We start from the raw sequence: 20,489 nt of genomic DNA on the forward strand, positions 1-20,489 counted from the left end.
GTTCCGGCGACGGCGACGGCGACGGCAACGGCGACGGCTCCTACACCAGCTGTTAATCCTTGACGAATTGTGATGAAGTAGAAGGTAATCAAGATAATTAAAGCAACCCAGCCCCCAGTTTGGTTTTCTATGGATGGGCTAAATATCAGCGACACTATGTAACCCTTAAAAGCTGAGAACAATCCTGACAGTGCCGACAATAAGAATGAGATAATAACTAAACCAATTGCCCAACGTCGTTGTAGTCCCGCTTTGGCATGGCTAAAGTTTGCACCTGTCAGGTTAACACCGCTAAAGTTTGCTCCTCGAATGTCCGCATAGCTAAAGTTTGCCCCCTCAAGGTTTTGTCCTTTGAAAGAGCGCCCACGGAGATTTTGACCTGAGAAGTCCTTGGGCATAGTTTTTAAAGCAAGATGTCTTGATTTACATTGTTATACAGATTTGGTGTAAGATATTCCAGATTTTGGGGAAAAAAATGTTATTGCTGTTAAATATGGCTAGAAATGAAATAGGCTTCGTCTGTACTTTGAGCCTAATGACACAGAGCGTCTGTAATCTTGCGATCGCACATAAGTCCGAAATGGCCTAATGCACTGCTGTAGTAATTATCAGACAAGCAACTATAACGAACTTATATAATTCAACCACAGGGACATACCCCAACTCGAACCCAGTCATAATGGCTGGGTTTTTGAGTTTTGATGGTAGTGTTGTGCTTCTTGCGTGACTGTGGTTAGAAGCGACGCAATGTTTAACTGAAAAGGACGTAGACGTGTAGCAGCTTTTATCTCATATCAATAATCTTCTTTCAGCCCTAACACCAAAGCATCTTCTGTTTTGCAACATAATTCCAGTCTTTAAGCTGCAAAGCTCGATTTGAGCTTTTGATTTTTCTTAAGCTCAAGATTTTAACTCTTTGCTTTATGTTGTCAACTCATGAGGAATGCCTGCTCTTCCTAGAAAAGATTCGTTGGGACGAACAACCAAGATGCCCTTACTGTAAATCAACAAATGCTGCGGCTCTTAGGAAAGAACGGCGGTATCACTGTAATACTTGCTTTACATCATATAGTGTTACGGTTGGTACACTTTTTCACCAAACTCATGTAGATTTACATAAGTGGTTCCAAGCAATCTGGCTTGTGCTAAACCAATCAAGAAGAATTAGTGTACGTCAGCTTGCCAAGGAGATTGGAGTTAGTAAAAACACAGCATCGTATATGATTACCCGTATTCAGAAAGCTATAAATGATGAGCCAGAACTATTACATCAGATTATGAATGCACTAGATTAACATAAAACTCAAGAATTAGCAGGAACTCAAATACTTTAAATACTTTTGGATGTGTCATCTATGATTATTTCAAAAATGATTCTTTCAAGAATTACCATAAAAACAGACAAAAACTGGGCCATTTTTACAGCATTATTTCTCATTTTTATTGCTTTTGTAATAGCCCGTTTATTACCTTTATTAATTCCTCAAGAAGCAAAGTACTTAGAATTCATTATTAATGGTTTTTTTGTACTATTTTCATGGGATATGGTTAATGCAATGGTTGGAGGAGCAATTGACCAAGCAGTTGAATCAGCCAACCAGCAAAATATTGATAATTTGAAGGCCAAAACCCCAGAAGAATCTCATAAGAAGCAAGATTTAGAATTTATGGCATGGGTTACAAGCAAAAATATAAAAGGTAGAAATTCACTTTTACAAAATGATAATGAGCTTGAAATAATCAAAACAAAGGCTCTTATTCGTGATGAAATTGTCAATGTATTGACGAAAAATCAAGATAATCTACTAACAAGTATTGCTACAAAGGCTTCTAGATATACTTTAAATAAAGAAAAATTAACTCATGAAGAGCAGTTGAAAGATATTGATCTACATGAACTAGAAATCTTTAGACAAGATATTTTTATATACCTAAAAGCTTGGTTAGTTATTAGCATAAAATATGATAGAGAAATGCAATCTGAATTGATTAAGCAGAGCCATCCTAGCGAAGAATCACCAAAGAAACAAGATTATTTAAAGGCTCTCAGATACATCAAAGATAACCTAATGGAAAGGGACACTGTAGCCCAGTATTTTCAAGAAAAGTATAAACATGAGGCTAGAGAAATTATCAAGTTCTACCTGAATCGACTTATTGAAAGGATAAAAAAAGAACCGTGATAGCTCTACCTGCAAAAGTCTAATAGACTTTTATAATTTATCTGCTTCCTCTAGTTGTTCCAATGTTATAGGCATTTCTGAGGCTTTTAATTTTTTAACAAGTTCTTCATATTCAAGTAGGCTAGATACTTGATCAAAATTTCCTGTATCTAAGTTTTCTGAAATATTTTTCTTGGCTTGTGCAATCTTATTTCTCGTAACTACGTTTATATGTGGAGTTCCGGGCATAGCTTTTTCAATTGCGTCTAAAATTACAACTGCTTGCCTTAGTATCTGCTTCAATCTAGGCCATTGCTCAGAATTATGCATTGATTGCTTTTCCCAGTAAAAGTGTGCAATCGAAATCATATTTGGCATTTATTAGGATGTCTATACCGCAATCTTGGACAGATGTATAAGTAGCACATAATAAATCAAGATTATTTATAATTTCAGTCACAAAAGCTGTTAACAAGTTTTACTCTACACAGTATCATCCATCCAACCACACTCTGGGTTTGGGCAATCCCAGTGAACACGCGCTGACCAGTCCCGGTCAAATTCTGCACCGCACCGAGGACATTTACCTGTAAACATTGGATGCCAGTCAATTAGTTCTAGCTGTTCCTCTCTAGTCCATCGCTGATTGGGTTGCAAAATCAACTCGCCATTATAGTAGGTTGCCCCTTCTGGCTCCCACAGTTCTACTGATTCGGCGTTAGGGTCTTCTCGAAAGTCTAGGCAACTGCTACCATCTACCCCCGTCGGATGTACGACACAGATGATGTGGGGGTTCTGGGCGTAAAGGAGACAGCGATCGCACTCTGGGATTTTTGGCATAATACCAGTTTAATACCCTGCTTTTACGAATATATTTAACTAAATAAGTTTTCAAGGAGGTAAACAAAATAAATGAATAAGATTGGATTGGTAGTTGCAGCAGTTGTTATCATGTCACCTTTGACCTTAGCTGTAAAAAACGTGCAAGCTGTGAACGAGCAAGTAAAACCAACTCATAGTAATCAACCAGAACAGTCTGTGCAAAGAACTTTTACAAGCTTGATAAATGCTGTTGAACAAAACAACTACACTCAGTTTATATCTCAAGGAAATGCTGCTTTCAAAGAAGGCATTACAAAGCAAACATTTACACAAGTTAGTGGACAGTTGGCTCCTCGCATCAAAAAAGGGTATTCGGCAGTTTTCTTGGGAAATCTGAATCAGCAAGGGTATCAAGTTTATTTATGGAAACTGACATTTAAGGATGGCAGTGATGATGTTTTAGCTAGACTTAGCCTCAAAGATGGAAAAATAGGTGGATTTTGGCTGAATTAATTGATTCACATTGGTTCTTGGTTTTATGTTTCTATAGTTACAGTTTGTCAAGAGTGGGAGCGCAATCATTGTAATGCTTGTAACCTCTGCTGCAATCGGGTATATCGCTCTTGGGACTTTGTAGAACGAACGCACATACTGATTGCCTTCTTGTTGCCTATAATAATCGCCAGTTTCTTGGCACGGGTTAACCCTGTATAAAGTAAATTGCGAGTCAGCATCATGTAATGTTGGGTATACAAAGGCAAAATCACTACTGGGTATTCAGAACCCTGCGATTTATGTATGCTAACGCTCCAGGCTAAAGCAAGCTCATTCATGTCAGCATAATCATAAGTAACTTCGCGCTCTTGATACTGGACAATTACTTCCTGTTCTTCGGTATCTATTGTGGTGATAAATCCCACATCGCCGTTAAAAACTTCGCGTTGGTAATCGTTGGTTAATTGAATTACCCTGTCACCAGCTCTAAAAACTGTTCCACCCCTGGTAATTTCAATTTTTTCAGGGCTAGGTGGATTAATTAACTGTTGGAGTACATTATTGAGATTGCGTGTACCGACTAATCCCCGTGACATTGGTGCAAGCACTTGTACATCAGTAGCAGGGTTAAAACCAAGCCGAGGAACCAAATCAGTAATCAACTCGCTAATTGCCTGTACCCCATGTTCTGGTTGTAATCCTCCACCGTGCCAAAGACAATCAGATTGAGGTGTGTCAGAAATTGATTCAATATTGGGATATTGCCCCCGGTTAATTAGATGCGATGCAGTAATGATTTTACTACTGGCAGCTTGGCGAAATACTTGAGTGAGCCTGACTACAGGCACTCTTCCCGAATTAATAAAATCAGCCAGCACGTTACCCGCACCTACCGATGGCAATTGGTCAATATCTCCCACCAGCAGGAGTTGGGCATTGTCTGCCACAGCTTGAACTAAAGAATACGCTAGAAATAAATCCAGCATACTGGCTTCGTCTACAATAATTGCACTATGGGGTAACGGGTTAGTGCGATCGCGTTTAAAACTGCGAGTTCTGGGGTCAAATTCCAGCAGACGGTGAATGGTTTTAGCTTCCAGTCCCGTCATCTCGCCTAACCTTTGCGCTGCCCGTCCAGTTGGTGCAGCCAGGGCAATTGATTTACCCATTGCCTTCCATAAACTGACTATGGTGCTAGTGCAGAATGTCTTACCGACACCAGGGCCACCTGTAATGACTGTGAATCTAGAGTAAGCAGCCGTCTCTACTGCTTGTTGCTGTTCGGGTGATAGTGAAACTTGGCGGCTACTGCTAAAACGCTCCAACCAAGCACGGACGCGAGGAATATCAGAACTGATGGGGTAGGTGAGGCGATCGCGTACCAATAGAGCTAAATTTTGTTCAGTGTAAAAGTAAGTAGGCTTGTAACAATTGAGCGTTTTATCGGCATCACGTTCTCTAATTAGCTCATCTTTCAAAGCCATATCTTTGATAGTTTGAGCGATCGCATCTTCTGTTGGTTGATGGTCAGCAGTCGTAAGCAGTTTAGTCACCGATTCAATTAATTCTGTTTGAGGTAAGTAGCAATGTCCGTCTTCTGCTGCTTCACTTAAAACATGAACAAGTCCAGCAAAGTAGCGAAACTCGGAATCTGCGGGAACCCCCAAATTACGGGCAATTTTATCAGCAGTTAAAAAACCAATGCCATAGATATCAGTCGCAAGCTGATAAGGATTATGAGTAACTGTATCTATGGATTTATCGCCGTATTGCTTGTAAATTTTGACTGCGTAAGTGGTGCTAACGCCGTGACCTTGCAGAAATACCATCACTTCTTTAATGGCTTTTTGCTCATTCCAGGCTCTTTGAATCATGGCAATACGCTTTTTGGCGATGCCGTTGACTTCGCTCAAGCGCTCAATTTGGTTTTCAATAATATCTAGAGTCTCTATCCCAAAATAGGCAACAATCCGTTTCGCAGTAACAGGCCCCACACCTTTAATTAGACCACTACCTAAATACTTCTCAATTCCTGTGAGAGTTGCAGGTTTGGTTTCTTTATAATTAACAACTTGAAACTGCAAACCATATTGGGGATGTTCGCGCCAAAAACCAGTTAATTGCAGCGTTTGTCCTGGCTGGATATCTGCAAAGCTACCAGTAATCGTAGTTAGTTCCTTAGCACCAGAGCGTTGCAAACGTGCCACAGTATAACCTGACTCTTGACTGTAATAGGTCAGGCGTTCTACTACTCCGGTAATTGATTCATGTTTAGGAGTCGCATTGACTTGCTGCTGGCTTGGTAGGGGTGTAGTGGACATCACTTTCAGGAAACGGCGCAGCTATTATACTCGATACTCACTGTTGGAAAAGTCATAGAGTGAGCTTTTATAGTATTTATGTACTATAAGATTATAGAGAATAGCGATGCCTACGGTTCAAGAAGTCTATCTAGTTTGGAATTTTCGGTATAGCACCAGTTTATTCAGTTCACCCAAGCGATCGCAAGTCTTAAAAATCAAATCTTTATTTTTTGAGCTTTGGGAACTGCATAAACAGAATCATTGGCAGATCGACTAAGGAAAAGAAAGTTTTCCGTTCCAAGACACTCTTCAGGCCATGTAGAGCTTTTTATAGAACGTAAATTAATTGGTATATTAGCCTTGTCACTTGGGGTAAGCTTATTAAATCGATGTAGGCTTAGTAGCCTTTCATAGCTATTAAGTTGGTGAGTGATTAAAAAAGCAATCGGATAAAACTTAATCATATTGAAAAAGCCGCTTGTTTGGAGATGTCCTCTCATGGCTGGCATTACAAAATCTCTCAATATAATAGTTTTTTCATAAGGATAAACCCAATATAAAATATGAATATCATCAGGAATAGGCAATGAAGGCTCTAGAATACAAGGTCTTATGAGATTGTCTATAACTACTTCATCTGTCTCTGTTTTGGCTGCCAGAAGATGACCTAAGACAGAACGCATGATTGCATTTGGGTGACATTCAATTTCAAAGGAGTCTGGTAGAATCAATTTGCTATTAATGAAATTTTCGATTTTCTGACTAAATTCACCCAAAGCCCAATCATATCTTGTACCCAATCCATTATTACAATCGCTGCATATTGTTCTATAAGTTATTCCATTTTGAGAAATTCTTGGACGAAATGAGCGCTCTCCTGTCATCTCATACAAAAGCCTAGAGATGACTATATTTTTAGCTGGAGGACATATTTTAGGGGGCACATGATCATCTGATAATTCTTTCTCTTGCTGGCAAATATTACAAATATTATCCTTTTTCTTAAACTTTTCAATGATTGATTGTTTGCTATTTTTCATAACACCAACTAAATCGTGGGAAAATATAGTTCTGCGAGAACTAACTTGTTAACAGTTTTTAGTTCTGCAATAAATTGGGCGATTGCATTTTGCTTGGTCAATGCCTGCGGTAATGATATCAGTGTGACAGCTAAGATAAGTAGTAATGGTTTAGTAATGTGCTTTGTTTCAATACACTTGTATATAAGGATAAGAGTCTTTAATGTTAGCGTGAAAATATTTCCCGTGCGATGAGGCACTTATTAGTCCCCTATAAGTGGACTCTGGAACTCCCGAATATTGGTATACACTTCCGTTATTAAACTCAACTTCAAGTGTGCGAGTCGTAGCATCGTAACCAACACTGTGCAAATTGCGTGAGTTAACTGGCGTTCGTAGCATTATTTTTTCTTATAGTAAAGTAAACGTCAGGTGGGCTGTCCTCACCTGAACGTATGGTTTGATTTAACTCACCAGTTTTTACCCCTTGGGTGGGTGTGGATCATTGCCATAGCTGTTCCGCTCTCGAATTTGTCCTTCTCGATTATGGATCAACAGTTCTGACTGCTGATTAATAGCAATCTCGCGTCCACGCGCAATCGCTTCTTGCTGAGTAGTGAATACCTGAGTTACTTTAGTAGCACCTTCAGACTGGACTGCCCATCCTTCAGCATGGGGGACAATGTGCTGATTTTTGCTTTTTGTCATAAGAAGTATCACTTATGTAGTATGACATATACACGCTAGCACAAGGTTTACTAATTGACTTCACTAGACCTTTCGTTCATAAATTGAGTTATATAATTTACACCTACTTAAATCTAAAGCTCTAACCTGACGATTACAAGTCAAATGCACAATATGCAATTGTGCGATCGCCTTTCAGCTATGGGAGAAGCTGAGGCAATCGCTAGTCTATTGCCACTCTTTATAGTACATTTGTATTTAAAAAATTCCTTAGAGAAAGCCACAGTCCCCGCCTCAAGTGCGGGTATTTTATTTTGTTGGTACAGGGTGCGATCACTCCTCGTTCTGGGCGAAATACAATTGCACTCCATGCCTTTTCATTGTTTTTACGGAGAGCGCACAAGCCTAGATGTAGTTAAGATGTGTCAAATGATATATCAACTTATCAAGTTTGTTATTTGGAGTAAAAATCATGGGTCAATGGATTGATTTTCAACAAACTGTTAATCAAAGACTGGTGAGAGAAGACCTAGATAAAGAACAAACCAAAGTCAAAAACATGAATATCAAGGGACACTCTCTTGTCCGGGGTATTGCTGGCTCTGGGAAATCCTTAGTATTAAGAAATAGAGTAGAGACAATAATTGAGGAATTTGATAATATTTTGATTTTGAGCTATAACCGTTTTATGAGTGGATGGCTCAACTCAAAATTACAAGAGAATAGTATTAACAGAAAAATTACCTGTAATACATTCCACAGTTGGGCTTATAATAAGTTAGGCTATGATTATAAATTTGATAACAATGACGAATCCAGAAAGCAAATTATAAGCTTTGCTAAAAATTCAAAATTTAAATATCAAGCAATATTAGTAGATGAAGCACAAGATTTTTATGATGAGTGGTTTTTAGCTCTTTTAGAAATTTTAGATGAGACTAATTCCCTATTTTTTGTGTATGATAACACTCAATCAGTATATGGCCAGCCGCATAGAAGAAAGCCAGAATGGACATGGAAAAGTTTAGGAATTGATATTGTAGGACGTTCTCAAATATTTGATGTTAATTATAGAAACTCTCCTGAAATACTAGAGTTGGCTTGGGAATTTATACTCTGTTCTTTATCTGAAGCCAATATGAAAGTTTCCAAAAAAGGACAAGCTGGAAACAGAATTGGTGATATTATTCAGCCTAAAAAGAAAACATCTAGAAGTTCAAATATTCAACCACTTTTATTGCAAATTTCAGATCAGGCAATGCCCGCTAAGATTGCACAGCAAGTTAAATATGCGTTAGAAAGCTATAAAGAATCTTCAATCGGCGTTTTGGTACATCCACAAAACTGGCGATTAAAAGAAGCTATTGGCAGAGAGTTATCAAGCTTAGGTATTCAGCATCATGCCCCAAAAAAATCCACAGACAGAAATATGAATGTAGTGGATAGACCTTTTGTAATTGTTGACTCTTGGAATGCCTTAAAAGGTGTTGAATTTGATGCGGTTATCATTGCTGGACTGGATAAAGCGGATGAAGACCCAGATGATCTAGATAAGGATTTTCAAGAAAAAGCTGGCATTTACACTGCCATGACTAGGGCAAGAGATCATTTAGTTGTACTGTATAACACAAAAAACTCCATTGTTGACCTGATGGAAAGTGCTTTAAACTCCCCTGATCAATTAGAGAGTGAAGACTAAAACAGTCATTTCGTTGATTGCGATCGCCCCCGCCAAATTCTTAGAGGAAACCCCAGGCATACATCGTCCCCCTTAAAAACCCATATAAACATCTACCATTTATGGCTACTCTAATTCCCTCATTTAATAGTTGCTCAATGCGGATGACCCCTGGCGAGAGGAGATTAGCGCAGCGCTTGGAGGACAAATTAGAGGATGACTATTTACTTTGGTATGACGTGCCAGTAGGTAAAAAGCAGCTGCACCCAGATTTTATAGTACTGCACCCCAGCCGGGGCTTATTTATTCTGGAGGTGAAAGACTGGAAACTCGACACTATTCAAAGTATTAACCCCTCCACAGTCACCATCATTACAGAGAATGGGATAAAAGAAGTCAAACACCCACTACAACAGGCCAGAGATTATGCCCTAGCAGTCAACAAAATGCTAGAAAAAGACCCCGCCCTGGTGCAGCAAGAAGGTAAATATCAGGGTAAGCTGGTCATTCCCTATGGTTACGGCGTGGTATTTACCAACATCACCCGCAAAGGGTTCAATGAAAGTGAACTACCAGCAGTGTTTGAGGAACACTTGGTTATCTGCAAAGATGAGATGTATGAAAACATCGATGCAGGCGAATTTCAGCAACGACTTTGGGATTTATCGGCATATCAATTTGGCAAGACCCTCACCAGTAGCCAAATAGATAGAATCCGTTGGCATATCTTCCCAGAATTACGCATTAGTGCCAAGCAGTTATCTTTATTTGATGTAAATACCACCGAAGAATCACCACAGTTGCAAATCCCCGACATTCTCAAAATTATGGATTTGCAACAGGAACAGTTAGCCAGGAGTCTAGGTGATGGGCATCGGGTAATTCATGGTGTAGCGGGTTCAGGAAAAACCATGATTTTAGCCTACCGTTGCCAGCACCTTGCACAAGTCAGTAATAAACCAATTTTGGTACTGTGTTTCAACGTCTCTCTTGCTGCCAAACTCCGGCAAACTATCCAAGACCAAAACAAAGTTAGTCGCATCAAAGTACGACATTTTCATGGGTGGTGCATGGATTTACTCAAAAAGTATGACATCCCCAGACCCGACTCTAGAGAGTATCAAGGTGAAGCTTATATAGAAGAACTGGTTCAAAGAGTAATTACAGCCGTTGATGCCAAGTTAATACCGGCTGGCACTTATGGCGCTGTCATGCTAGACGAGGGTCACGACTTTAAACCAGAGTGGTTAAAGTTGATTGCTCAAATGGTCAACCCCGAAACCAATTCTTTGCTTATCCTCTACGACGATGCCCAAAACCTCTACGGAGAAAAACGCACTAAGAAATTTAGCTTTAAGAGTGTAGGCATCCAGGCACAGGGACGCACGACCATTTTTAAACTCAACTACCGCAACACAGAGCAGGTGTTAGGGGTAGCCTATGAATTTGCTAAAGAAGTGATGACTCCTACCACCGGGGATGATGACCAAGTAGTATTGGTAGAACCGACTAGTGCAGGACGGCAAGGGCCCAAACCAGACCTCATCCGTTTACCCAGTTTTAAACACGAGGTAGATTACCTTGCAGAGCGAGTGCAACAATTACACGAGCGAGATATCCCTTGGAACGAAATAGCAATTATCTATCGCTCCAACTTTATGGGCGAAAACATTTACAACAGTTTCCAACAAGCCCAAATACCAATAGAGTGGGTAAATGCCAACAGTGACAGCCGCAACTATCACCCGGACGAGTTAAGTATCAAACTCATAACCATGTACTCCAGCAAAGGGCTAGAGTTCCCAGTGGTGCTTATTCCTGGTATTGGTTTTATGCCTGACCAGTACGGACACGGTACACCAGAAGAAGAGGCGCGGTTACTTTACGTGGCGATGACACGAGCAATGGAGCAGTTGATTATGAGTTGCGATCGCCCTTCAGAATTTACCAGCCGTTTGGAGACAGTATTAGGTAAAGTAGCAACAAAAATAATTTAATCGTAAAGCTTGCCCACAGACAAAAGAACTTGTTAACAAGTTTAGTTGTAGGACAATAGGAGCAATCGCACTTTATTAATTTCTTGCAATTTATTTTTTATTTTCAATATTGAGGTGAACATTAAGGTAATGTTTACTAATAGTTTTATTACATTCTATAAATTAAAAAAATTTTAATTTTCTGGAATAACACGTTGAGGAGCTTGCACAGCACTATTGCTATGGATATGACTAATTACTTCGCTTGCACTTGTAACATCTGCATTAAGCTTTATCTTTTCTAATTCGAGCTTATCATTCAAAAACTTGTGTTTTAAATCGAACTCAGTAAATAATTCACTCCATTTTTTTACGTATATTTTATAATTATCAACAAAGTAAACTAGTGATTTTTCACCATGAGACTTAGCATTTTGTATTTCTCTTTCAATATATTTAGATTGATCAAAATCATTACCAATTAAATAGAATTCCCAAGACATATTAGAGGCATTGAATTCATCTTGTTGTAAAATTACTCCCATATATCTTTTTACCTGTTCAAGTTCTTTTGAGCCAAGCTTAATTTTAGGATGTTTTAACTCTACAACTACATTATTAATAGAAGAATTATTTAGAAGCTGCCGTACCATAAATATATCCATCTCTCTATTCTTATCAGAATGATCGATAGAAACTACGGGCTTTTCGCCCCTTAATAGATAAATATATCTACGTAATGCTTCTTCAAATTTTGGTTCAGCAGCAGTTACAAGATGATATTCCTCACCAAAAATCCAGTAGTGATTTTCAACAAATTTTTGAATATGATCTCGCTCATTAGCTTCCAAATCCGGTTTGAAAACTAAATTATTTAATTGATTAATAGCTCTGTACCTATCTTCTATCAATCTTACAGTTTTAATAATATTTGCAAGTTTTGTAATTTTTAAAGATTCGGATAAGTGTTCTAATTCAGAGGAGTCTAATTTTATAATTTCTCCCAGTACATCAATTAACTTATTTCTCTCATCTGAATCAAGTATTAAATTTAAAAAATGAACAAATACTTTTTTTTGTTCAATGTTTAGAGAACTGAAAATTTTTGGCTCTACCTGATATAATTCTTTGAGAAAATCTTCTAGCTCATTTTTTCTGTGTTGATCCCAAGTATTATTGCCAAATTTTGGAAAAGCATTATTTCTTTTAAATTCTTCTATAATCTGGTCTGATTTAGTCTTAAGAAAAAGTTTTCTGCGATTTTGAAGCTGCTGATTAATAAAATGAATTAGAGAATGATAAATCTGTCCATCTGGCGTATTTCTTAATACAGAAATTTCATAAGGGAAAAAATGTTCTTGATTAAAAAAAGAACTTTTAACAAAAATACTATGAGAAAAATTATCACCTTTATTATTGAGAGTAGTCGTATTGCTATATATTCCTTCGCCTTTTGAGTTGATAAAGTAGTATCTTGAATATTCTTTATTTAGGCTTTGAAGCCAGCGAATAAATTTTACTTTAAATAAATATTCACCAATTTTATGTTCTAATTCAATAGAATCACTAATAAAATTTTCTTGATAATTTAAATCTGAGTCATTTATTTTAATTGAAAAATTTCTCATTGAATTTAGTTCAATAAACCAACTAAACTCTCTATATAAATAACTCTTAATTTCATTATCAAAATCATCAGGGCTAATTGTATGAATATCATAGAAAGAAACTATTGTTCCTGTTTTTTCATCAGTTTCTCTTTCTTCTGATATATCATAGTTGTCTAATTGATTTGCATTTATAGTTATGCTGTACTTGTACTTTTTACCTTCTTTTTCATAAACAGTGTTCCATTTTGCTGAAGAACAAAAAGTAAAAAAAGTTAACCTACCTATACCATTAGTACCGTGAATAGATGATAAGTTTTTTGAAGTACCAAGAGTAAGTTGTTTATTAGATTCATAAAAAAGCGTAAATCTACTTGAATCAGCAATACCACATCCGTTATCTATAATTTTGAATTCCGATATCCTTCCATAATCATCAGATTTAATCAATATCTTAACTTCAGTAGCTTTTGCATCAAAGCCGTTCCATATATATTCTGCAATAGATGACAAATAACTATGATGTTTAAGTGCTTTTAGAATGCCTAATGAAGTAATTTGAATATTTTTCATATATTTCTACTTTAGAATTGATACTGCTATATGTTGGAACAATTTTGAAAACAAGTAAAATGAAAAAAATATTTTACTTAATACTTAATTAAGTCGACAAAAAGCGACAACATTACTAATAAAACAGAAAAGTACATAATCAACAATGTATCATAACGTAAGTGACATTAAACGTCTACAAAACATCGCCTCTCGTTCTTAGACGAAAAATTATGAGCGATCGCTATAAAGTGGCCGGGTACGCCATACTACCTTTACTATGTGTTTTCTAGTACATTACTAGCCAGTTGTGGCGAAGCGATGACCGAGTGCTGTGAGTTGGCTGCTGAGTTTTTCTACAGCGTTGGGTCAACAACTGGCGATTTGTGGCTGTTCTGTTGTGTTGATATCTCATTTAAACCGCAATTCAGAGATAAGTTATGCCAAATTGCCAGAACCTTGAAACATGGCGGTGTAACTTCAATTTTTTTTAAGAGGAAAGCGTAGGCGCAGCCCCTTAAAGTAGACATCGCCACCTCACAACCGCAAACCCTGCTAAAATCCCTGTATTCAGTACACTAACTACCATGTCTGGCAAAGGATTTGGACAACGCCAACCTACAAAAATCGATAAACTTGTTGAATCTGCGGTGCGTTATTGCCAACAGCGACAGCCAGAAGCATTAGACCAAATTTTTGACAATCTGCCTGTTAAGCTTAACCAGCAAGTGTTAGATGGTACAGTAGCAGCTTTAAAAAAAGACATTGATTGTCTCAGTTGGCTGTGTGGTTACTTTGCATCGGAAATTAACAGCACTTCAGACAACGATAAACCCTACCATCCCATTACCTTGTTATCAAAACTTTTGATTAAATCTGGAATGCAGCCATTCGTTGATTTTATGCCCTACATTGGTTGCCGCATTTCCATACTCAATAACGATAAATTTGAAGCGCTGCCGCCTAGAGTGCAAGCAGCAGTTAGAGAAGCTTTTGATGTGGTAGAAACTAGTGGGGAAGAGGCACAAAGAATAAATGAGGCATTGCTACGTGAGTTGGAAGTGTAATAGAACTGCCGGATGAGCGATCGCGCAAAGCGCCCGCAAAGCGCGATCGCACCCAAAACTTGTTAACCAGTTTATTGCTTCTGAGGGTAACTGAAGGCGATCGCTACTATTTAATAAACGCCTTGTAATCTTCAATTTTAGTAGCCAAGCGAGATGCTAGAAACGGGCTGGCATCGTGCAAAGCTTCATAAATCTGAATACCTTCTTCTCGATATCGAATAATTTTGTCTTGATTCCAATAATGTGGAGGTGCTTGGAGGTTGCTGATTCTATCTGCTAATTTTACCATCCATATTTCTGGCGGTTGCTCTTTTATCCTTCGTAAACTATCTGACATTTGGAGATGTTTTGCTAAACTTTCATCTTTAGTCAATGCAAGTACACCATTAGCTACTGATTCACCAAATTCAGTTTTTATTTCCTCAAAAGTGGTATCAGTATCTTCGATTGTGTCATGTAAGATAGCACATTGAATAGCAAGGTCGCCATCATGTTCTTTTTCTACACTTAAGGCTGCAATGACTTCCATACTTACAAAACTCAAGTGCATGATGTAAGGTATATTTGACCCTGGCACTTTTTGACCTTGATGTGCGTGTGCAGCAAACTTATAGGCTTTGATGTAACTTTCTTGTGACCAGTTTTGTAAGCTGAGTTGATATGTTTCCATTTGTCAATTTTGGTCATAGGATGTAGCGACGAGCGTAACGCTTGCAATAGAAGCGAGTTATAATTTCGCAGGCTCTAACAAAACCTCCAAACTGTTTTCCCACTCATCGAAGAACCCATCAGGCCATCGGTCAATTCTGCCGTCTTTATTAATGCGGGGTGACACAACTTTAATAAAAGCTTGATCTTGGTTGTGGTGACGTTGAAAGTAATGTAATTGCACATCTTCCGGCTCAATTTTACCACTATGTACCGCAAGACGAATACCGTTTAAAATCTGCTCACTATGAGTTTCTACCACAACTTGAACGCCACAGTTAGCAGCCAGTGCTAACAGCTTACCCAACATTGTTTGTGCTTGGTTGTGAAGTCCGGTTTCTGGGTGTTCAATAAGAATTAACACACCTGGACTGGAAGCGAGGATTGCAACGATAATTGGTAAAACGTAAGCAATGCCGTATCCAATAGGGTCACTAAATTTTAAGTTAACCAAATCCATATCTAGATGTGCATTAACTTGGATGCGTAGACCAGAACTTATTTCTCCCATCCATGCCTCAACTTGGTCTAGCAAATTTATTGATTTTCCTTGCGGGTGAGCGAGTTCGGCGATAGGGATTGGTTGACTACCGTAGGTATAAAGAAAATGTGCTGTATATTCGCCAAGCGCACCAATTTGTTTAAGTTCTTGCACTTGGTAATTTAAGATTCCTGATACAACTTTTGCACGTTCTGATTGAAGGTGATAAAGTTGCCCGTTGAAAATGCTTGACTGATAAACATCGGCATCAACAGAGTTGAATCCACTCTCTAAAAAATTTGCTTCTCTCTCTAATGAGTTGTATTTAAAGTGCCATGTTCCTTTAGTTCCGTTTTTTAAACTAAGCTCAAATCCTACGTAGTCTTGTTTGGCATTTTCATACAAAGCATCATTAGCTGTGCCAATATTTACCAAGTTTCCATTGAGCAATAAACCAGTGCTTTGTAGTAAATTTTGCTGGTAAGATTGATGCAGCAGTGATAGTGCTTGCAACACAGAGGATTTAGCAGTGCTATTATAACCAGAGAGCAGGGTAAGTGATTTGAATTCAACCAATTGATTCTCAAATGCTTTAAAATTTAGCAGCCGTAATGAGCTAATCATTAAATTTAAAATATATATTATTGTTAATTCAATTTTATTCTAATTTTGTTATGTAGTTAAAGCTATTTTAGGAAATTTATCTTTTTAATAAATAACTGATATTTTAGTAGTATTGGCGGTTGATGATGGAATCTCAAAATCTTTTGTTGGGACAGTATTTAAGCCTTATCGATTTTTGCACTTGCACTAACACTTATCAAAAGTACACCAAGCAGATTAATCCGTTTCCTACAAACTCCGATAGTATAGATGCTTTGCAAAATCTCTGCAATCATATTGTTGATCCTATTATTCACCATTTTGGTCAAGAGCAATTTCAACTTACTTATGGTTTCTGCTCCAAAGACTTGAAACGTTTTTTGGAGCAGAAAGATCCTGTAACAGGCTTAAAAAATGGACGGGTTGCCCCAAATCTTGACCAACACATGGCACATGAAGTCAACCGCAATGGAAAATACTACTGCGATCGCTTGGGAGCCGCCTGCGATTTTCGGATTGCGAATATATCGAGCAATAAGGTTGTTGACTGGATTTTAGATACACGCTTGCCATTTGATAGGCTGTACTACTATGGCATCGAGCGACCGATTCACATTAGCTATGGTGACGAGCATAGCCGTAGTATCTGCACGTTTACTACAAGCGGGACACCTACTACAAAAGGTATTGAGGCTTGGATAGATTTAGCTAAGAAAATTAAATAGCGATCGCCGCCGTCAAAACCGAGCTAGATTGCGAGACTCAGCAAAGATATTAATGAGGTCAACAACAGCAGTTGATAGTACACCAGGGAAAGAAGCGGTATCATCAAAAACAGTATAAAATCTGACAGCCACATCCTCTTTAAGTGCTAGCGAGAGCGAACCAGATTTACTGTAGTTTCTGTAAGCTAACTCTAAATAAGGTTGAGCCATCTGTAATTTTTCCTGGGAAGGAAGGCGATCGCGCTTGGTGTGTGAATTGAAATTAGGATCAGCAGGTACTAAGTTCCAAAGTTCGTTGATCGGATAGAGAGATACAGGTAAAAGGTGGTCTAAATCGTATCTGATACCATAAGAAATGTGCTTTTGTGTCCAGGGGCAAACAAACTCTGTTCCTTCCATCAAGAGTACATCAACATGGTTGCGCTCCCAACTCAAAGGTCTGCGGTTGTCTGGTCTATCTGTTAGCAGCTGATAAATAAAACCTCGATGCGCTTTTTGCTGATTTTCCTGTTGAACTTTCTCTGTAAACAAGCACCATTCATGAATACAAAGCGCTTCAATCCACAATGACATCTCTCCAAAAGTTTGCCAGAGTTCGGCTTGAATTACTAAGCATTTGTCTTCTGGTTTAGTACCTGGAATTGCTATAACTGGAGTGCTAAGTTCTGTATACTTTAAGGGTTTATCAAACACACTCCAGTGACCAAACCCTGCATATTTAACTGGCATTTCAATTGCCTTGCTAATGGCAGTGAGGGCAGTTTGGTAGACTTGAAGTAACGGTTTGGAGTATGCAAGATATTTTCGCGGGACTCTCAGCTCGTTTATGAGGAAAAAGCCATCGCTAGGGCTTGAGGTTCCACCAACAATTGATTCCCATTCACACCGTAGTCTCTCTAACTCAGGGCGAAACGACATATCATTTCGCAATTGAGCGTTCAGTGTTGTTCGTTGCCCTTGCAAAATGGGTTCGCTGGGTTTGACAAATGGCCAATAGTAAGCCACCCAAAACTGTGCTAGTAAACGCAAAGGAACTGCTACGTCTGCTCTTGGGTTCCGCAAATCGGGGAAGCTGAGGACGACATCATTAATCGCACGCAGCAAGGCTATTTTGTAACTTGTGACTTTCGTATCGTGCTTGAGAATTGTGCTGATAATTTTGCTTCCCGATGACATAACAGGAGTTAAAAACATTACTCTATAGTGTTCCCGTTTTCATCCCGTTTTATTTCTACAACTGTGACATTAAACCCTTCCCATTCCTGGATAGTAAACCCAGCTTCGGTTTCTTCTGGAAACTTGGTTGCCATTTTTTGCCAAGCTTCTTCTTCGCTTTCAGCCCAGATGTAACGACCTTGGCGTGCGGTGATATCATCACGACCTATGCAGTCGTGTGAGTATAATGCGTTACGTGTACATCGATATTCGCGCATAGCTGCAAATGAATAAAGATTTAGCTTACTACGTTAAGAAGTTTTCTCCCAAATCTGCATCCAACAAAATTGGTTTAAACGTTAGCCCCGGCGCACCAAATAAGCCCATACTGCTGCTGTCGGTAATTGAAATGATAGCAACCGGACAGATAGCCAAAAACCAACTCCCCTTCAATGCCGAACTTATCGTCACGTTTCTTAAACTTTGGAGCCACCTAGAACCAGTACGCAAGCCGGATATAGGTTTACCTTTCTATCACCTCACTAGCGATCGCTTTTGGCATTACCAAATGAAACTGGGTTTTGAATCACTGATTGCTGCCAAAATAAAAATCAGGACTCCTAGCACCATTAGGGAAACTGTAGAGTATGCCTACCTTGATGTTGAACTGTGGACACTTCTGCAAAATTCTGAATCTAGAAGTTTTTTAACCCATGTGCTAATTGATTCCTGGTTTAGTGATAAAACACAGGATATTGAACAGTTACTTCAGGTCAACGCCTTTGCTGAACTACAAGACCAGTTGCAACGCTCCGGCGGCAAGGTCTACAAACCAGAGGAATTAGAAGATGAGCAAGCTGTAATTGTGCGAGATGGTGCTTTTCGCAAAATTGTAGTTTCAACTTACAACCAACGCTGCGCGTTTTGCGGGTTACAGATACTCGATTCACTTGGTCAAAACATTGTGGACGGGTCACACATCAAACCATTCTCCCAGTTCTACGACGACCGTATCAATAACGGGCTTTCACTATGCAAAAATCATCACTGGGCATTTGACCGCTTTTGGTTTACTATCAACGACGATTACACCATCATCGTTGCTGAGAACCTGCGAGAAGATTCACCCAACGCTAGACCAATGCGAGAATTTAGGGGCGATCGCATTATCTTACCAAGTCAACAACAGTATTATCCTAGAGTTGATGCAATGAGATGGCATCGCCAGGAGTTCTTAAAGCGCAGCGCATGAGCAAAAAACCTAAAGGTTGGTTTAATGAAATTGTTATTCGTCCTACCTTACCTGTAGACGGTTACGAAAGCTATGAAAAGATGTGCGGTATTGTTGCAGACATTTACTACTCTGCGGAGGAACAAAAGCTACTGCGTCAATTAAGGACTAATCCCGCAGAATCGATGTACATCACCCTATACACCTTGTTTAAAGTAGGTCTTGCTAAATGTCCTGCTTATTGGGTGAACAAAGATTTAGTTGAAGCATTGCTGCAATCGGTTTTAACCGTTGACGTAGACAGTTTAAATTGGGCAATGAAAACGGGAATGTTTATGCTGCCCAAAGGAGTAATTCTTTCTCCTGAAAATAAGAGCGTTGATGCTATTTTTTGGCATTATGATAGTGAAGCTGGTATCCTTTATTGGACAGCAACCGATGGATCTAGTTTCTTTTGCCGCAGATTTAAACTTGATGCACAAAAACTTACTTATACTGATTCACAAGATATTGATCCTAAGGTAGTCAAAGGATTTAATGAATATTTGCACTCAATTTTACTGCGATTAATTTTGATAATGGAATGCCGCCCTGAACTTGTAGATACAACAAGCGAACTAGTCAGGGTGAATAGAGGTTTTGGCAAAGCGCAAGCGCAAGATTTTTATCAACCACTTTGGCTAGGACTTGGATATCGACTCAAACGTGAAGGGACGCAAAGTAGTGAAGGCAGTAGCGGTACACATGGTACTAAGAGCGTCCATTGGCGCAGAGGCTTCTTACGCAATCAGCCTTACGGTGAAGGCAGACAGCAAAGAAAACTAGTTTGGATTGAGCCAGTTTTAGTAATGGGTGGGAAAGAATCATAATGATATCTGACGATAAAATCAATGCCAAATATAAATCTGGTCAATACATCGCACCATCTTGCCTAGCAAACAAGAAATAAAAAGTTAATAAAAAAGTTATGTACACGGCTTATCCCTATGTAATCAAAAATGATAGCGGTGCATACCTGCAAACCGATGCAACGATGCTAAACCCCATCTGGGGCAATATCGACACTGCAATGCACATTCGCCACTACATTGGTGCAGTAACAATTCAAGAAGTAACAGGCAGTTGGGTCTACCAACTCAACCGCGATTGCTATGAATACAATTTTGTCAGCTTGTAAATACATAGTAAACTATGTAGAATATTAAGAGTAAACGATAA

General features: G+C 38.7%; 23 protein-coding genes. 10 read left to right on the plus strand and 13 right to left on the minus strand.

The genetic code is table 11. The features are described 5' to 3' along the window. On the minus strand, nt 1–398 hold a 398-nt coding region (locus F8R90_RS15810; RefSeq protein WP_196511526.1), incomplete at its 3' end, for a pentapeptide repeat-containing protein. Nucleotides 399–923: 525 nt separating this feature from the next. Here F8R90_RS15810 and F8R90_RS15815 point away from each other — a divergent pair. Continuing rightward, nucleotides 924–1,295, plus strand: a complete 372-nt coding sequence (locus F8R90_RS15815) for a transposase (RefSeq protein WP_196511583.1) — start codon at nt 924–926, stop codon at nt 1,293–1,295. A gap of 60 nt (nt 1,296–1,355) precedes the next feature. Beyond that, the gene (locus F8R90_RS15820) at nt 1,356–2,183 is read left to right on the plus strand and encodes a hypothetical protein (protein WP_196511527.1); all 828 of its coding nucleotides are present in this window, start codon (nt 1,356–1,358) and stop codon (nt 2,181–2,183) included. A gap of 30 nt (nt 2,184–2,213) precedes the next feature. Here F8R90_RS15820 and F8R90_RS15825 read toward each other — a convergent pair whose 3' ends face one another. Both F8R90_RS15825 and F8R90_RS15830 read right to left on the minus strand, forming a co-directional pair. Then, nucleotides 2,214–2,540, minus strand: a complete 327-nt coding sequence (locus F8R90_RS15825) for a hypothetical protein (RefSeq protein ID WP_196511528.1) — start codon at nt 2,538–2,540, stop codon at nt 2,214–2,216. Nucleotides 2,541–2,645: 105 nt separating this feature from the next. Next, nucleotides 2,646–3,002, minus strand: a complete 357-nt coding sequence (locus tag F8R90_RS15830) for a hypothetical protein (protein ID WP_196511529.1) — start codon at nt 3,000–3,002, stop codon at nt 2,646–2,648. A gap of 72 nt (nt 3,003–3,074) precedes the next feature. Here F8R90_RS15830 and F8R90_RS15835 point away from each other — a divergent pair, with 72 nt between their 5' ends. Then, on the plus strand, nt 3,075–3,497 hold the full coding sequence (locus F8R90_RS15835) for a hypothetical protein (RefSeq protein ID WP_196511530.1): 423 nt from the start codon (nt 3,075–3,077) through the stop codon (nt 3,495–3,497). 65 nt (nt 3,498–3,562) lie between these two features. On the opposite strand, the gene recD2 is transcribed toward F8R90_RS15835, so the two are convergent. From recD2 to F8R90_RS15855, 4 genes are all read right to left on the minus strand, one after another. Then, on the minus strand, nt 3,563–5,800 hold the full coding sequence (gene recD2, locus F8R90_RS15840) for an SF1B family DNA helicase RecD2 (RefSeq protein ID WP_196511531.1): 2,238 nt from the start codon (nt 5,798–5,800) through the stop codon (nt 3,563–3,565). A gap of 197 nt (nt 5,801–5,997) precedes the next feature. Beyond that, nucleotides 5,998–6,822, minus strand: coding sequence for a hypothetical protein (locus tag F8R90_RS15845; protein WP_196511532.1), 825 nt, complete (start codon nt 6,820–6,822; stop codon nt 5,998–6,000). Between the two features lie 168 nt (nt 6,823–6,990). Then, nucleotides 6,991–7,203: a KTSC domain-containing protein gene (locus F8R90_RS15850; RefSeq protein WP_196511533.1), complete on the minus strand. Its 213-nt coding sequence runs from the start codon at nt 7,201–7,203 to the stop codon at nt 6,991–6,993. A gap of 78 nt (nt 7,204–7,281) precedes the next feature. Continuing rightward, entirely contained in the window at nt 7,282–7,509 is a 228-nt protein-coding gene (locus F8R90_RS15855; protein WP_196511534.1) for a DUF2188 domain-containing protein, read from the minus strand. A 451-nt stretch (nt 7,510–7,960) separates the two neighbouring features. On the opposite strand from F8R90_RS15855, the gene F8R90_RS15860 reads away from it, so the two are divergent. Together F8R90_RS15860 and F8R90_RS15865 are read left to right on the plus strand one after the other, a co-directional pair. Beyond that, complete coding sequence (locus F8R90_RS15860; RefSeq protein WP_196511535.1) at nt 7,961–9,187, plus strand: UvrD-helicase domain-containing protein; 1,227 nt, start codon at nt 7,961–7,963, stop codon at nt 9,185–9,187. Between the two features lie 101 nt (nt 9,188–9,288). Next, complete coding sequence (locus F8R90_RS15865; protein ID WP_196511536.1) at nt 9,289–11,163, plus strand: 3'-5' exonuclease; 1,875 nt, start codon at nt 9,289–9,291, stop codon at nt 11,161–11,163. 173 nt (nt 11,164–11,336) lie between these two features. Here the strand turns inward: F8R90_RS15865 and F8R90_RS15870 are convergent, their stop codons facing one another. After that, on the minus strand, nt 11,337–13,322 hold the full coding sequence (locus F8R90_RS15870; protein WP_196511537.1) for an ATP-binding protein: 1,986 nt from the start codon (nt 13,320–13,322) through the stop codon (nt 11,337–11,339). Between the two features lie 566 nt (nt 13,323–13,888). Between F8R90_RS15870 and F8R90_RS15875 the strand changes: the two genes are divergently transcribed. Then, entirely contained in the window at nt 13,889–14,368 is a 480-nt protein-coding gene (locus F8R90_RS15875; protein WP_196511538.1) for a hypothetical protein, read from the plus strand. Here the strand turns inward: F8R90_RS15875 and F8R90_RS15880 are convergent. Genes F8R90_RS15880 through F8R90_RS15890 form a run of 3 tightly spaced genes read right to left on the minus strand, consistent with a single transcriptional unit; the run spans nt 14,348 to nt 16,133 of the window. Continuing rightward, nucleotides 14,348–14,503: a hypothetical protein gene (locus F8R90_RS15880; RefSeq protein WP_196511539.1), complete on the minus strand. Its 156-nt coding sequence runs from the start codon at nt 14,501–14,503 to the stop codon at nt 14,348–14,350. The two genes, F8R90_RS15875 and F8R90_RS15880, sit on opposite strands and share 21 nt — an antisense overlap. After that, nucleotides 14,475–15,038 (minus strand): HD domain-containing protein, encoded by a 564-nt coding sequence (locus tag F8R90_RS15885; protein ID WP_196511540.1) that lies wholly within the window; start codon nt 15,036–15,038, stop codon nt 14,475–14,477. The genes F8R90_RS15880 and F8R90_RS15885 overlap by 29 nt, the downstream gene beginning before the upstream one ends. 57 nt (nt 15,039–15,095) lie before the next feature. Then, nucleotides 15,096–16,133 carry an AAA family ATPase gene (locus F8R90_RS15890; protein ID WP_331000664.1) on the minus strand — a complete coding sequence of 346 codons (1,038 nt, stop codon included), beginning with the start codon at nt 16,131–16,133 and terminating at the stop codon, nt 15,096–15,098. Between the two features lie 170 nt (nt 16,134–16,303). Here F8R90_RS15890 and F8R90_RS15895 point away from each other — a divergent pair, with 170 nt between their 5' ends. Next, complete coding sequence (locus F8R90_RS15895; RefSeq protein ID WP_230966349.1) at nt 16,304–16,885, plus strand: hypothetical protein; 582 nt, start codon at nt 16,304–16,306, stop codon at nt 16,883–16,885. Nucleotides 16,886–16,897: 12 nt separating this feature from the next. Here the strand turns inward: F8R90_RS15895 and F8R90_RS15900 are convergent, their stop codons facing one another. Then, entirely contained in the window at nt 16,898–18,079 is a 1,182-nt protein-coding gene (locus F8R90_RS15900; protein ID WP_230966350.1) for an HNH endonuclease domain-containing protein, read from the minus strand. Then, entirely contained in the window at nt 18,079–18,318 is a 240-nt protein-coding gene (locus F8R90_RS15905; RefSeq protein WP_196511542.1) for a hypothetical protein, read from the minus strand. The genes F8R90_RS15900 and F8R90_RS15905 overlap by 1 nt, the downstream gene beginning before the upstream one ends. 8 nt (nt 18,319–18,326) lie before the next feature. Here F8R90_RS15905 and F8R90_RS15910 point away from each other — a divergent pair, with 8 nt between their 5' ends. From F8R90_RS15910 to F8R90_RS15920, 3 genes are all read left to right on the plus strand, one after another. Then, complete coding sequence (locus F8R90_RS15910) at nt 18,327–19,292, plus strand: HNH endonuclease (RefSeq protein ID WP_196511543.1); 966 nt, start codon at nt 18,327–18,329, stop codon at nt 19,290–19,292. Further along, complete coding sequence (locus F8R90_RS15915; RefSeq protein WP_196511544.1) at nt 19,289–20,140, plus strand: hypothetical protein; 852 nt, start codon at nt 19,289–19,291, stop codon at nt 20,138–20,140. The genes F8R90_RS15910 and F8R90_RS15915 overlap by 4 nt, the downstream gene beginning before the upstream one ends. 98 nt (nt 20,141–20,238) lie before the next feature. Beyond that, nucleotides 20,239–20,448, plus strand: a complete 210-nt coding sequence (locus tag F8R90_RS15920; protein WP_196511545.1) for a hypothetical protein — start codon at nt 20,239–20,241, stop codon at nt 20,446–20,448. The last annotated feature ends 41 nt before the right edge of the window (nt 20,449–20,489 follow it).

It is taken from the genome of Nostoc sp. NZL (assembly GCF_015714705.1).
GTDB lineage: Bacteria > Cyanobacteriota > Cyanobacteriia > Cyanobacteriales > Nostocaceae > Nostoc > Nostoc foliaceum_A.